This window comes from Streptomyces sp. AJS327 (assembly GCF_013450295.1).
Lineage (GTDB): Bacteria > Actinomycetota > Actinomycetes > Streptomycetales > Streptomycetaceae > Streptomyces.
On the sequence record NZ_SKBR01000001.1, the window covers coordinates 1,304,166 to 1,317,583 of the forward strand.

Consider the following 13,418-nt stretch of genomic DNA (forward strand, 5'->3'; position numbering starts at 1 on the left):
ACGGGCGGTGAGCCGACGATGAACGAGCAGCCGCGGGAACGCCCCGGCCCAGCGCGCGCGCCGCGCCCCTCGCTTCGCCGCCGGGACCGTCCGCCCGGTACGCTCACCGCCGTGCCACACGCTGATCAGACCTCCGCGCCCCCGGCGGAGGAAATCCCGACCGAACGACCCGCCCGGACCTCCCAGGAGGGCTACCCCGGCCCGCCCCGCCCCGAGCGCGTCCACCCCGTCGCCCTCGCCGACCTCGCGCGGCAGGCCGGGGCGAAGCTCCCGGAGGGCGGCAACGGAGTCGCCGCCACCGGCATCACCCACGACTCCCGCGCGGTCCGCCCCGGCGACATCTACATCGCCCGCCCCGGCGCCCGGTTCCACGGCGCCGACTTCGCCGCGCAGGCCGCCAGCCTCGGCGCCGTCGCGGTGCTGACGGACCCCAGCGGAGCGGAACGGTCCGCCGCCACGGGACTGCCCGTGCTCACGGTGGCCGACCCGAGGGCGCACATGGGGACACTGGCCGCCACCCTCTACGGCGAGCCGGGGCGCGAGCTGTTCCAGATCGGCATCACCGGCACCTCCGGCAAGACCACCACCGCGTACCTCATCGAGGGCGGGCTGCGCCGGGCGCTCGCCGCGTCGGACGGCCTCGCCCAGGTGACGGCGGCCTCCCGGACGTCCGGCACGCCCAGCGCGTCCGGCACGTCAGCCGGGTCCGCCGCCGACCCGGCGGGCCCCGCGCTCACCGGACTGATCGGCACCGTCGAGTCCCGGATCGGGGACGACCGCCTCAAGTCCGAGCGCACCACCCCGGAGGCCACCGAACTCCAGGCGCTGTTCGCGGTGATGCGTGAACGCGGCGTGCGCGCCGTCGCGATGGAGGTCTCCAGCCACGCGCTGGTCCAGGGCCGGGTCGACGGCTGCGTCTTCGACGTCGCCGTCTTCAACAACCTCAGCCCCGAGCACCTGGACTTCCACCCGGACATGGAGGACTACTACCGCGCCAAGCGGCAGCTGTTCACCCGAGTCCGCTCCCGCGCCGGGGTCGTCAACATCGACGACGAGTACGGCCAGCGGGTGGCCGGCGAGTCCGAGGTGCCCGTCACGACCTTCTCCGCCGAGGGGCACCCGGACGCCGACTGGCGCGCCGCCGACGTCGAGATCGGGCCACTCGGCTCGGAGTTCACCGCGCTCGGCCCGGACGGCCAGCGGGTGCGGGCGGCCGCGCCCCTCCCCGGGCCGTTCAACGTCGCCAACGCGCTGGCCGCGCTCACCGCGCTGGCCTCCGCCGGGATCGACCCGCACCTCGCGGCGGAGGGCATCGCTGCCGTCCCCGGCGTCCCCGGCCGGCTGGAGCGGATCGACGCGGGCCAGCCCTACCTGGCCGTCGTCGACTACGCGCACAAGCCGGAGGCCGTCGAATCGGTCCTGCACGCGATGCGCAAGGTCACCGACGGCCGGGTGCACGCCGTGCTCGGCTGCGGCGGCGACCGCGACCCCCACAAACGCACGGCCATGGGGTCGGCGCTCGCCCGGCTCTCCGACACCGCCGTGCTCACCTCCGACAACCCCCGCTCCGAGGACCCGCTCGCGATCCTGGCCACCATGCTCTCGGGCGCCGCCGGGGTGCCCGCCCACGAGCGCGGCACGGTGCTGCTGGAGGAGGACCGCGCCGCCGCCATTGACGCCGCCGTCGCCCGGGCCGAGCCCGGCGACACGGTGCTGGTGCTCGGCAAGGGCCACGAGCGGGGCCAGGACATCGCGGGCGTGCTGCGCCCCTTCGACGACTGTGAGGTGCTCCGCGCCGCCATCCAGCGCCACCCCGGGCCGCACCAGCGCACCGGGCTCACCCATCAGGCAACCGAGGGCAGTGCGCCCGTGACGAACCGGACTGACAACCGAAGCGATGATCCCTCTCACCCTGGCTGAGATCGCCGCCCTCACCGGCGGACGGCAGTACGGCATAACGGACCCGGAAGCGCGGGTCACCGGCCCCGCGGTGATCGACTCCCGCGAGGCGGAGCCGGGCAGCCTCTTCGCCGCCTTCGCCGGAGCCCGCGTCGACGGCCACGACTTCGCGCGCGACGCCCTCGCACAGGGCGCCACCTGCGTGCTGGCGACGCGCCCCCTCGACGACCCCGCGGTGCCCGCCGTCGTGGTCGAGGACGTGACCCGCGCGCTGGGCGCGCTGGCCCGTGACTCGGTCGCCCGGCTGGGCACCCAGGTCGTGGCGCTCACCGGCTCCGCGGGCAAGACCAGCACCAAGGACCTGATCGCCCAGCTGCTGGAGCGGCTCGGCCCCACAGTGTGGCCACCGGGCTCGCTCAACAACGAGATCGGGCTGCCGCTGACCGCCCTGCGGGCCGGCGCCGAGACCCGGCACCTGGTCCTGGAGATGGGCGCCCGGGGCATCGGCCACATCCGCTACCTCGCCGAGCTGACGCCGCCGCGTATCGGGGTCGTGCTGAACGTCGGCACCGCGCACGTCGGCGAGTTCGGTGGCCGGGAGGCCATCGCCACCGCCAAGGGCGAGCTGGTCGAGGCGCTGCCCTCGGCGGCTGACGGCGGCGTCGCGGTGCTCAACGCCGACGACCCGCTGGTGCGCGCCATGACCGCGCGGACCGCGGCGCGTCCCCTGCTCTTCGGGGAGGCGGAGGAGGCGGAGATCCGCGCCGTAAATGTCCGGCTCACCGAGGAAGGACGTCCCACCTTCACGCTGCACACCCCCACCGGGTGCGGGGAGGTGACGCTCCGGCTGTACGGTGAGCACCACGTGTCGAACGCGCTCGCAGCGGCGGCCGTCGCCCACGAACTGGGCATGTCCGCCGAGGGGATCGCCGAAGCGCTCTCCGCGGCGGGCACGCTCTCCCGTTGGCGGATGGAGGTCACCGAGCGCGCCGACGGCGTCACGGTCGTCAACGACGCCTACAACGCCAACCCCGACTCCACGCGGGCCGCGCTCCGCGCCCTCGTCGCGATGGGCGGGGCCGCGAAGGCCCCGGGGGGCCGGACCTGGGCGGTGCTGGGCGAGATGGCCGAACTCGGTGAGGAAGCGCTCACCGAGCACGACGCGATCGGGCGGCTCGCCGTCCGGCTCAACGTCAGCAAGCTCGTGGCGGTCGGAGGCCGGGAGGCCCACTGGATCGACATGGGCGCCAAGAACGAGGGTTCGTGGGGTGAGGAGTCGGTGCACGTGTCCGACGCTGAGGCGGCCGTCGACCTGCTGCGCGGTCAGCTGCGTCCGGGGGATGTCGTACTGGTGAAGGCGTCCCGGTCGGTGGGTCTGGAACGGGTGGCACAGGCGCTGCTGGACGAGCGCGGGTCAGCCGACGCAGAGGGCGAGGTCGCTGCCCGATGAGGCAAATCCTCGTCTCCGGAGTCATCGGACTCTTCCTCTCGCTGGTCGGAACCCCGCTGCTGATCAAGCTGCTGGCCTCCAAGGGCTACGGGCAGTTCATCCGCGACGACGGGCCGCAGAACCACCACAGCAAGCGCGGTACGCCGACGATGGGCGGTATCGCCTTCATCCTGGCCACGCTCGTCGCGTACGCGGCCACCAAGGTGATCACCAGTGAGCAGCCGACCTTCTCCGGCGTGCTGGTGCTCTTCCTCTTCGCCGGCATGGGACTCGTCGGCTTCCTCGACGACTACATCAAGATCGTCAAGCAGCGCAGCCTGGGGCTGCGGGCCAAGGCGAAGATGGCCGGTCAGCTGATCGTCGGCGTCGCGTTCGCCATCCTCTCGCTGAACTTCGCGGACTCCCGGGGACAGACCCCGGCCTCCACCAAGCTCTCCTTCACCCAGGACTTCGGCTGGTCCATCGGCCCGGTGCTGTTCGTCATCTGGGCGCTGTTCATGATCCTCGCGATGTCGAACGGCGTGAACCTCACCGACGGCCTGGACGGGCTCGCCACCGGCGCCTCCGTCATGGTCTTCGGCGCCTACGTGTTCATCTGCATCTGGGAGTACCAGGAGTCCTGCGCCAACCCGCTCACCGCGGGCCGCGGCTGCTACGAGGTACGGGACCCACTCGACCTCGCCGTCGTCAGCGCGGCGCTGATGGGCGCCTGCTTCGGCTTCCTGTGGTGGAACACCTCGCCCGCCAAGATCTTCATGGGCGACACCGGTTCGCTGGCGCTCGGTGGCGCGCTCGCCGGTCTGGCCATCGTCTCCCGCACCGAGCTGCTGCTCGCCATCCTCGGCGGGCTCTTCGTCCTGATCACGCTCTCCGTCGTCATCCAGGTCGGGTCCTTCCGGCTCACCGGCAAACGCGTCTTCAAGATGGCGCCCCTCCAGCACCACTTCGAACTCAAGGGGTGGTCGGAGGTCCTCGTCGTGGTCCGCTTCTGGATCATCCAGGGGATGTGCGCGATCGTCGGTGTCGGCATCTTCTACGCCGGGTGGGCGGCCACCAAGTGAGCGCGGAGGAACTGGCGAAGCGCCTCGCCGGAACGCACGTCACCGTCGCCGGGCTCGGCGTCAGCGGGGTGCCCGCCGCCCGGGCGCTGCACCGGCTCGGCGCCCGGGTCACCGTCGTCAACGGCGGTGAGGGGGAGGGTGCCCGGCGCCAGGCCGACGAGCTGACCGCGCTGGGCTCCGGGATGACGGTGCGGCTCGGCGACGACCGCACCCTCCCGGACGGCACCGACCTGATCGTCACCACGCCCGGATTCCCGCCCGGCAGCGCGCTGTTCGTCGCGGCCGAGGCGGCGGGCGTCCCGGTGTGGGGCGACGTGGAACTCGCCTGGCGGCTCCGCGGCCCCGGGCCGGACGGCTCCCCGCCGCCGCCCTGGCTCGCGGTCACCGGCACCAACGGCAAGACCACCACCGTGCGGATGCTCGCCTCCATCCTGACCGCGGCCGGGCTGCGTACCGCCGCCGTGGGCAACATCGGCGTCTCGCTGGTGGAGGCGGTGCTCGGGGAGGGCGAGCACGCCGGGCTGGACGTCCTCGCCGTGGAGCTGTCCAGCTACCAGCTGCACTGGGCGCCCAGCGTCCGGGCGCACTCCGGCGCCGTGCTCAACCTCGCCCCGGACCACCTCGACTGGCACGGCGGCATGCGGGAGTACGCCGCCGACAAGGGCCGGATCTACGAGGGCAACGAGGTCGCCTGCGTCTACAACGTGGCCGACCCGGCCACCGAGCGACTGGTCCGCGCCGCCGACGTGGTCGAGGGCTGCCGCGCGGTCGGCTTCACCCTCGGCACCCCCGGCCCCTCCGAACTCGGCGTGGTCGACGGCATCCTGGTGGACCGGGCGTTCGTGGAGAACCGCCGGGAGAGCGCCCAGGAGCTGGCCGAGGTCTCCGATGTACGCCCCCCGGCCCCGCACAACATCGCCAACGCGCTCGCCGCGGCCGCGCTCGCCCGCGCCTACGGCGTCCCGCCCACCGCCGTCCGCGACGGGCTCCGCGCCTTCCGCCCGGACGCCCACCGCATCGCCCACGTCGCGGACGTGGCGGAGGTGGCCTACGTCAACGACTCCAAGGCGACCAACACCCACGCGGCGCAGGCGTCCCTGACCGCCTACGACTCCGTCGTGTGGATCGCCGGCGGGCTGGCCAAGGGCGCCACCTTCGACGAGCTGGTCACCGCCGCCGCCGGACGGCTCCGCGGAGTCGTCCTGCTCGGCGCCGACCGCGCGCTCGTCGCCGAGGCCCTGGCGCGACACGCCCCGGATGTGCCGGTGGCCGATCTCGGCCGGACCGACACTGGGGCGATGGAAGCGGCGGTCCGCGAGGCGGCGGCGCTGGCCAGGCCGGGGGACACGGTTCTGCTCGCACCCGCCTGCGCTTCCATGGACATGTTCGTGAACTACACGGCGCGCGGCGACGCGTTCGCCGACGCCGTGCGGTCACTGGCCGCCGCGGGTGCCGAGCGGGACGAGCGGGGGCGGTAACCGCTCCCGCCACCGCCGCGCGGGCCTCCGAGGAGGAGAGACGGATGACGGCTAGACCGGCGCGGCCCACGCGGCGTGGACCCGCCCGCCGAACCCCCGCGAGCCCCGCCCGGGTACGCCCCCCGGCCCCCCGGCGGGGCGGCGGGGGCCCACGCGGCCTCCACACGCGGCTCAGGCAGGTCTGGGACCGGCCGCTGACCGCGTACTACCTCCTGCTCGGCGGCAGTCTGCTCATCACCGTGCTCGGCCTGGTGATGGTCTTCTCCGCCTCGCAGATCGAGGCGCTGCAACGCGGCCTCGCCTCCACGTACTTCTTCCGCAAGCAGCTGGTGGCCGTCGTCCTCGGCACCGGCCTGCTGCTGCTCGCCTCCCGGATGCCGCTCGCCCTGCACCGGGCGCTGTCGTACCCGCTGCTGCTCGGCTCCGTCTTCCTGCTCTGCCTGGTACAGGTGCCGGGGATAGGGCAGGAGGTGAACGGCAACCAGAACTGGATCTACCTGGGTGGCCCGTTCCAGCTCCAGCCCAGCGAGTTCGCCAAGCTGGCGCTGGTCCTGTGGGGAGCGGACCTGCTGGCTCGGAAGAGCGAGAAGCGGCTGCTGACCCAGTGGAAGCACATGCTGGTGCCGCTCGTTCCCCTCGCCCTGCTGCTGCTCGGCCTGATCATGCTGGGCGGCGACATGGGCACCGCCATCATCCTCACCGCGATCCTCTTCGGCTTCCTCTGGCTCGTCGGCGCCCCGACCAGGCTGTTCGCCGGGGTGCTGCTGGCGGCGCTGGCCGCCGTCGTCCTGCTCATCAAGACCAACCCGAACCGGATGTCGCGGCTGGGCTGCATCGGCGCGACCGACCCGGGCGCGAACGACGAGTGCTGGCAGGCGGTGCACGGCATCTACGCGCTGGCCTCCGGCGGATGGTTCGGTTCCGGTCTGGGCGCCAGTGTGGAAAAATGGGGTCAACTCCCCGAGCCGCACACCGACTTCATCTTCGCCGTAACCGGGGAGGAACTCGGTCTCGCGGGGACGCTGTCGGTGCTCGCCCTCTTCGCGGCTCTAGGCTATGCGGGTATCCGCGTGGCCGGACGCACGGAGGACCCCTTCGTCAGGTACGCCGCGGGAGGAGTGACCACCTGGATCACGGCGCAGGCCGTGGTCAACATCGGTGCGGTGCTCGGTCTGCTGCCGATCGCCGGTGTCCCCCTCCCGCTGTTCTCCTACGGAGGGTCAGCGGTGCTGCCCACGATGTTCGCCATCGGCCTGCTGATCGCCTTCGCGCGCGGCGATCCGGCGGCTCGGGCGGCGCTGGCCATGCGGCAGCCCGCCCTGAGGCAGTCCGCTCTGCGGAGGGGGCTGACAGGGGTGAGACGGAAGACGATGAGACGGGGGCCGAACGGCCGCCGTCCGGAGAGCGGTGAATGAGTGGTGCACGTCGTACTCGCCGGCGGGGGGACCGCCGGCCACATCGAGCCGGCGCTCGCCCTCGCGGACGCCCTGCGCAGGCAGGACCCGACCGTGGGCATCACGGCCCTGGGAACGGAGCGCGGCCTGGAGACGCGGCTCGTTCCGGAACGCGGCTACCAGCTGGAGCTGATTCCGGCGGTACCGCTGCCCCGTAAGCCCACCCCGGAGCTGATCACCGTGCCCGGGCGGCTCCGCGGCACCATCAAGGCCGCGGAGCAGGTCATGGAGTCCGCCAAGGCCGACTGCGTCGTGGGTTTCGGCGGGTACGTGGCGCTGCCCGCCTACCTCGCCGCCAAGCGGCTCGGTGTGCCGATCGTGGTCCACGAGGCCAACGCCCGCCCCGGGCTGGCCAACAAGATCGGATCCCGCTACACACGCCTGGTCGCCGTCTCCACCCCGGACAGCAAGCTGCGGAACGCCCGGTACGTCGGTATCCCGCTGCGCCGCGCCATCGCCACCCTCGACCGCGGGCAGGCGCGCCCCGAGGCCAGGGCGGCGTTCGGACTCGACCAGAACCTGCCGACCCTGCTCGTCACCGGCGGCTCGCAGGGCGCCCGCCGACTGAACGAGGTGGTGCAGCAGGCCGTGCCGCACCTCCAGCGCGCGGGCATCCAGGTGCTGCACGCGGTCGGACCGAAGAACGAAATCCCCCAGATCGACAACATGCCCGGAATGCCGCCGTATGTGCCGGTACCGTATGTGGACCGGATGGACCTCGCGTACGCCGCGGCCGACATGATGCTCTGCCGTGCGGGCGCGATGACGGTCGCGGAACTCTCGGCAGTCGGGCTGCCCGCCGCCTACGTGCCGCTGCCCATCGGCAACGGCGAACAGCGGCTGAACGCCCAGCCTGTCGTCAAGGCGGGTGGCGGACTGCTCGTGGACGACGCGGAACTCACCCCGGAGTGGATCCGGGAGAGCGTTCTCCCGGTCCTCGCCGATCCGCACCGGCTGCGCGACATGGCCCGCGCCGCCGCCGAGTTCGGCCGCCGGGACGCCGACGAGCTGCTGGTCGGCATGGTGTACGAGGCGGTGGCCGCGCGCCGTCAGGGATGAGGCGGCGGGCGCCGTCAGGAGCCGTGAGAGAAAGCAGGGCACGTGGCCGGACGGACACGGGAGCCGGAGTCGACGCGGACCGCCGAGCGGCGGGGCCGGGGCGGTCGGGCGCCGACGGAGGCGCGGGACGCGCCGTCCGAGCCCTCCGACCCCACCCGCTCCCGTCTGGGACGTCTCCTGCGCGGCTCCCGGCGGCGTACGCTGCTGCTGGCCCTGCTGCTCGCGGTGGTACTCGGCGGCCTCGGCGGCTGGCTGCTCTACGGCTCGCCCTGGCTGCGGGTGGACCGCGTCGCGGTCAGCGGTACCGACGTGTTGACGGAGCGCCAGGTGCGCGAGGTCGCCGCGGTCCAGGAGGGCGGCCCGCTCGTCTCGGTCGACAAGGAAGCGGTTGAACGCCGACTCCGTGCCGAGTTGCCCCGGATTCGGGAGGCGCGCGTGGTCCGATCCTGGCCAAACGGAATCGGACTCAAAGTGACTGAGCGTCAGCCCGAACTGGTCATGAAAAGAGCCGGGATATACGTCGAAATGGATCGCGAGGGGGTGCGGTTCGCCACGGCCGAGCGACGTCCCAAGGGCGTTCCGCTCCTCGTGTTCGAGCTGGAGCGGTCCGCGGTGAGTACCCGTCACTTCGGTGCCGAGAAGCTGCGGCAGGCGGCCGCGAAGACGGCCGCGGGGCTTCCGCGGCCGGTCCGCCGCGCGGCGGAGACGGTGCGCGTCCGATCCTACGACGACATCACCGTGGAGTTGACGGATGGTCGGACGGTGCTGTGGGGCAGCGCGGAGCGACCGGGTGCGAAGGCGAAGTCGCTGACCGCGCTGATGAAAGCCGCCAAGGACGCCGAGCACTTCGATGTGAGCGTCCCCAGCGCCCCTGCGGCCTCCGGGAGTTGACGAGTGTCGCCGCAGGCCAGCACCCTGGATGACCGTCCCGGCGCTTGATCACATAGGGTGAAAAGAAAAACGGGAGGTTCGGCGTGTTCGTTGAACACCCACCACTTGTCGACTTAGTGTCCGTTCCCAAGAGTCCAAGGAAGACAGGCACGGGAAACCCTAAACTTCAGGGTTAGGGGCTGGGTCGGCGTTCGGACCGCCCCACAGGGATACGTAACTCGAGGCGAGAGGCCTTCGACGTGGCAGCACCGCAGAACTACCTCGCAGTCATCAAGGTCGTCGGCATTGGCGGCGGTGGCGTGAATGCCATCAACCGGATGATCGAGGTCGGTCTCAAGGGCGTCGAGTTCATCGCGATCAACACTGACGCACAGGCCCTGTTGATGAGCGACGCCGACGTGAAGCTCGATGTGGGCCGTGAGCTGACGCGCGGTCTCGGCGCGGGGGCCAACCCCGACGTGGGCCGGAAGGCAGCCGAGGACCACCGGGAGGAGATCGAGGAGGTCCTCAAGGGGGCTGACATGGTCTTCGTGACGGCGGGCGAGGGCGGTGGCACCGGCACCGGTGGCGCCCCCGTGGTCGCCGGGATCGCCCGGTCGCTCGGCGCGCTGACCATCGGTGTGGTCACCAGGCCCTTCACCTTCGAGGGCCGTCGCCGGGCCAACCAGGCGGAAGACGGGATCGCCTCCCTCCGGGACGAGGTCGACACCCTCATCGTCATTCCGAACGACCGGCTGCTGTCCATCTCGGACCGGCAGGTGAGCGTTCTCGACGCCTTCAAGTCGGCCGACCAGGTGCTCCTCTCGGGTGTCCAGGGCATCACCGACCTCATCACCACCCCCGGCCTCATCAACCTCGACTTCGCGGACGTCAAGTCCGTGATGTCCGAGGCCGGTTCCGCGCTGATGGGTATCGGCTCGGCCCGCGGGGACGACCGCGCCGTGGCCGCGGCCGAGATGGCGATCTCCTCCCCGCTACTGGAGGCGTCGATCGACGGCGCCCGCGGGGTGTTGCTCTCCATCTCGGGCGGTTCCGACCTGGGGCTGTTCGAGATCAACGAGGCCGCGCAACTGGTCAGCGAGGCGGCGCACCCCGAGGCCAACATCATCTTCGGTGCGGTGATCGATGACGCCCTCGGTGACGAGGTGCGGGTCACCGTGATCGCGGCGGGCTTCGACGGCGGGCAGCCCCCGTCCAAGAGCCGGGAGAAGGCGCTGGGTTCGGTCTCCGGCCGGGATGACTCCGGCTCGGCGATCGGTCTCTCCGCCGCCGGTTCCGATTCGCCCGAGCGACCGGCCTTCGGTGGGCTCGGCAGCGTCACCGGGCGGGACGACGAGCCGGTGCGCGAGGAGCCCGCACCGATCGGTGAGGTTCCGCCGCCCCCGACCGACACCCCGCAGGTCCCGACGGCCCGTCCGTACCAGGACAGCCAGGCCGAGGAACTGGATGTGCCAGACTTCCTGAAGTGATAACGGACAACACAGCGGACAGCGGCGCCCGCTTCGCCTTCACCGACCGGTGGGGCGGGGTGAGCGCCGCTCCGTATGAGGCACTCAATCTCGGTGGCGCGGTGGGTGACGAGCCCTCGGCGGTGCGGACGAACCGGGCGCTCGCCGCGCGGGCACTCGGCCTCGAACCCGAACGGGTCGTCTGGATGCGCCAGGTGCACGGCAAGGACGTCGCCGTCGTCGACGCGCCCCTCCCGGGCGAATCCAGGGATTCCGCACCCGCCGGTTCCGATCCGTGTGACGAGCCCGGGCTGGACGGGATCGTCACCGACCGGCCCGGCCTCGCGCTCGCCGTCCTCACCGCGGACTGCGCTCCCGTACTGCTCGCTGATCCGGTGGCCGGGGTGGTGGGGGCCGCGCACGCGGGACGGCCGGGTCTGGTGGCCGGGGTCGTGGCGGAGACCATCGCGGCGATGGTCCGGCTCGGCGCCGTACCGGAGCGGGTGCTCGCCCGGACCGGACCGGCGGTCTGCGGCCGGTGTTACGAAGTGCCGGAATGGATGCGTGAGGAGGTGGCCGCGGTGGTGCCGGAGGCGTACGCGACCACCCGGTGGGGCACTCCGTCCGTCGATCTCGCTGCGGGGGTGTGCGCGCAGCTGGCCCGGCTCGACGTCGCGGCTCCGCGGCAGTCAACGGTGTGCACGCTGGAGTCGCCCGACCATTTCTCGTACCGGCGTTCCGGTACCACCGGCCGACTGGCCAGCTACGTGTGGATCGAGGAGGGAGCGGCATGACCGAGCCGACCTCGCGGGCGGCCCAACTCGCCGCCAACCTCGCGGAGGTGGAGGAGCGCATCGCGCGCGCGTGCGCCGCCGCCGGGCGCGCGCGGGACGACGTGACGCTGATCGTCGTCACCAAGACCCGGCCCGCCGAGGACGTACGGCTGCTGGCCGAACTCGGTGTGCGGGAGGTCGCGGAGAACCGGGACCAGGAGGCGGCGCCCAAGGCCGAGGCCTGTGCCGACCTCCCACTGCGCTGGCACTTCGTGGGTCAGCTCCAGACCAACAAGGCCCGCTCGGTGGCGGGTTACGCGGACGTGGTGCACGCCGTCGACCGGCCGCGGCTGGTCACCGCGCTCTCCCAGGCGGCGGAGCGGAGGGAGCGGGAGCTGGGCTGTCTCGTGCAGGTCGCGCTTGACGCCGACTCAGGATCCATGGGTGCGCGCGGTGGTGTGGCACCGGACCTGGTACCCGAACTGGCGGCGGCGGTGGCCGGTGCCCAACGGCTGCGGCTGGACGGGGTGATGATGGTCGCACCACTGGACGGGCCGTACCGTGGGCGACCGGACGCCGCCTTCGAGCGTCTGATGGAAATCTCAACGGACCTGCGAGCGGCCCATCCTGCTGCCACGATGGTTTCGGCAGGGATGAGTTCGGACCTCGAAGAGGCGGTGCGGGCCGGTGCGACACATGTGCGCGTCGGCAGTGCGGTACTCGGAGAGCGACCCCTGCTCAGGTAACGTCGCCAAACGAGTCGGACCACAGCAGAAAATATGGTCATTTCCGCCCATAGTGGACAGGCGGAGAGGCCGCGTGGATCCAAGGCCACCGGTGACGGAGCCGATCCACCACAGAGCGGAGGACGCAGAGAATGGCCGGCGCTATGCGCAAGATGGCGGTCTACCTCGGCCTCGTGGAGGACGATGGGTATGACGGCCCGGGGTTCGACCCCGACGACGAGTTTGAGCCGGAGCCCGACCCCGAGCGGGACCGTCGCCGGCATCAGGCCCACGAGTCACATCATTCCCTCCAGAAGACAGAGCCAGAGGAGCCGGTGCGCGCTGTCCAGCCGCCGGCCCAACGGGAGCGTGAGCGGGTGCCGTCCCCAGAACCTGCCGAAGAAAGCGGACGACACGGGAGGATTGCCCCCGTGTCATCCATCACACCTGAACGTCAGAGCCTGGAGAAGAACGCACCGGTGATCATGCCCAAGGTCGTTTCCGAGCGGGAGCCGTATCGGATCACTACGCTGCATCCGCGGACCTACAACGAGGCCCGTACCATCGGGGAACACTTCCGCGAGGGTACGCCGGTGATCATGAATCTGACGGAGATGGACGACACGGACGCGAAGCGACTTGTCGACTTTGCGGCCGGTTTGGTCTTCGGTCTGCACGGCAGTATTGAGCGGGTGACGCAGAAGGTGTTCCTGCTGTCTCCTGCTAACGTCGATGTCACGGCGGAGGACAAGGCCCGCATCGCAGAGGGCGGGTTCTTCAACCAGAGCTGAGACGCAGGGACAAGGGAATGGGCCGCGAGGCCGTACGAGGGAGCAAGGGGAGAGGGAAGCGCAGATGAGTGCCGCACTTGGAGTGCTTCAGATCGCGCTGTACGTCTTCCTGCTCGTACTGATCTTCCGGCTGGTGATGGACTACGTTTTCCAGTTTGCCCGTTCGTGGCAACCCGGCAAGCCGATGGTGGTGGCCTTGGAGGCCACCTACACTGTCACCGATCCGCCACTCAAGCTTCTCCGGCGGTTCATCCCGCCGTTGCGCTTCGGGGGCGTGGCGCTCGACCTGTCCTTCTTCGTGCTCATGATCATCGTCTACATCCTGATCAACGTCGTGGCTGGACTCAGGCTGTGAACGATCGAGCGGTCTTGCCGATATGCCGACGACT

The 13,418-nt window shown here is 71.5% G+C and carries 12 protein-coding genes; all 12 read left to right on the forward strand.

Features of this window, described 5'->3' with window-relative positions; translation table 11 throughout:
• Positions 1-18: 18 nt before the first annotated feature.
• The 12 genes from E0L36_RS05240 (at position 19) to E0L36_RS05295 (ending at position 13,384) form a co-directional block, all read left to right on the forward strand.
• Complete coding sequence (locus tag E0L36_RS05240; protein WP_180927647.1) at positions 19-1,920, forward strand: Mur ligase family protein; 1,902 nt, start codon at positions 19-21, stop codon at positions 1,918-1,920.
• The gene (murF, locus tag E0L36_RS05245) at positions 1,898-3,349 is read left to right on the forward strand and encodes a UDP-N-acetylmuramoyl-tripeptide--D-alanyl-D-alanine ligase (protein WP_180927648.1); all 1,452 of its coding nucleotides are present in this window, start codon (positions 1,898-1,900) and stop codon (positions 3,347-3,349) included. Before E0L36_RS05240 ends, murF begins: the two co-directional genes overlap by 23 nt.
• Positions 3,346-4,410 (forward strand): phospho-N-acetylmuramoyl-pentapeptide-transferase, encoded by a 1,065-nt coding sequence (gene mraY, locus E0L36_RS05250; RefSeq protein WP_180927649.1) that lies wholly within the window; start codon positions 3,346-3,348, stop codon positions 4,408-4,410. Before murF ends, mraY begins: the two co-directional genes overlap by 4 nt.
• Positions 4,407-5,888, forward strand: coding sequence for a UDP-N-acetylmuramoyl-L-alanine--D-glutamate ligase (gene murD, locus E0L36_RS05255; RefSeq protein WP_180927650.1), 1,482 nt, complete (start codon positions 4,407-4,409; stop codon positions 5,886-5,888). The genes mraY and murD overlap by 4 nt, the downstream gene beginning before the upstream one ends.
• Positions 5,889-5,932: 44 nt before the next feature.
• Positions 5,933-7,303, forward strand: coding sequence for a putative lipid II flippase FtsW (gene ftsW / locus E0L36_RS05260; RefSeq protein ID WP_180927651.1), 1,371 nt, complete (start codon positions 5,933-5,935; stop codon positions 7,301-7,303).
• 3 nt (positions 7,304-7,306) lie between these two features.
• Complete coding sequence (gene murG, locus E0L36_RS05265) at positions 7,307-8,401, forward strand: undecaprenyldiphospho-muramoylpentapeptide beta-N-acetylglucosaminyltransferase (protein ID WP_180928613.1); 1,095 nt, start codon at positions 7,307-7,309, stop codon at positions 8,399-8,401.
• Positions 8,402-8,443: 42 nt separating this feature from the next.
• Positions 8,444-9,292 carry an FtsQ-type POTRA domain-containing protein gene (locus E0L36_RS05270; RefSeq protein WP_308416640.1) on the forward strand — a complete coding sequence of 283 codons (849 nt, stop codon included), beginning with the start codon at positions 8,444-8,446 and terminating at the stop codon, positions 9,290-9,292.
• Between the two features lie 239 nt (positions 9,293-9,531).
• Entirely contained in the window at positions 9,532-10,761 is a 1,230-nt protein-coding gene (gene ftsZ / locus E0L36_RS05275; RefSeq protein WP_180927652.1) for a cell division protein FtsZ, read from the forward strand.
• A complete protein-coding gene (pgeF, locus tag E0L36_RS05280) occupies positions 10,758-11,534 on the forward strand; it encodes a peptidoglycan editing factor PgeF (RefSeq protein WP_180927653.1) in 777 nt (258 codons plus the stop codon). Before ftsZ ends, pgeF begins: the two co-directional genes overlap by 4 nt.
• Positions 11,531-12,259, forward strand: coding sequence for a YggS family pyridoxal phosphate-dependent enzyme (locus E0L36_RS05285; protein WP_180927654.1), 729 nt, complete (start codon positions 11,531-11,533; stop codon positions 12,257-12,259). Before pgeF ends, E0L36_RS05285 begins: the two co-directional genes overlap by 4 nt.
• 131 nt (positions 12,260-12,390) lie before the next feature.
• On the forward strand, positions 12,391-13,029 hold the full coding sequence (sepF, locus tag E0L36_RS05290; protein WP_180927655.1) for a cell division protein SepF: 639 nt from the start codon (positions 12,391-12,393) through the stop codon (positions 13,027-13,029).
• A 64-nt stretch (positions 13,030-13,093) separates the two neighbouring features.
• On the forward strand, positions 13,094-13,384 hold the full coding sequence (locus E0L36_RS05295; protein ID WP_180927656.1) for a YggT family protein: 291 nt from the start codon (positions 13,094-13,096) through the stop codon (positions 13,382-13,384).
• Positions 13,385-13,418: the final 34 nt, after the last annotated feature.

Bases quoted from the DNA above. Each gene is read 5' to 3' on its own strand.
- E0L36_RS05240 (WP_180927647.1), top strand. From the start codon at position 19: ATGAACGAGCAGCCGCGGGAACGCCCCGGCCCAGCGCGCGCGCCGCGC.
- murF (WP_180927648.1), top strand. From the start codon at position 1,898: ATGATCCCTCTCACCCTGGCTGAGATCGCCGCCCTCACCGGCGGACGG.
- mraY (WP_180927649.1), top strand. From the start codon at position 3,346: ATGAGGCAAATCCTCGTCTCCGGAGTCATCGGACTCTTCCTCTCGCTG.
- ftsW (WP_180927651.1), top strand. From the start codon at position 5,933: ATGACGGCTAGACCGGCGCGGCCCACGCGGCGTGGACCCGCCCGCCGA.
- E0L36_RS05285 (WP_180927654.1), top strand. From the start codon at position 11,531: ATGACCGAGCCGACCTCGCGGGCGGCCCAACTCGCCGCCAACCTCGCG.
- sepF (WP_180927655.1), top strand. From the start codon at position 12,391: ATGGCCGGCGCTATGCGCAAGATGGCGGTCTACCTCGGCCTCGTGGAG.
- E0L36_RS05295 (WP_180927656.1), top strand. From the start codon at position 13,094: ATGAGTGCCGCACTTGGAGTGCTTCAGATCGCGCTGTACGTCTTCCTG.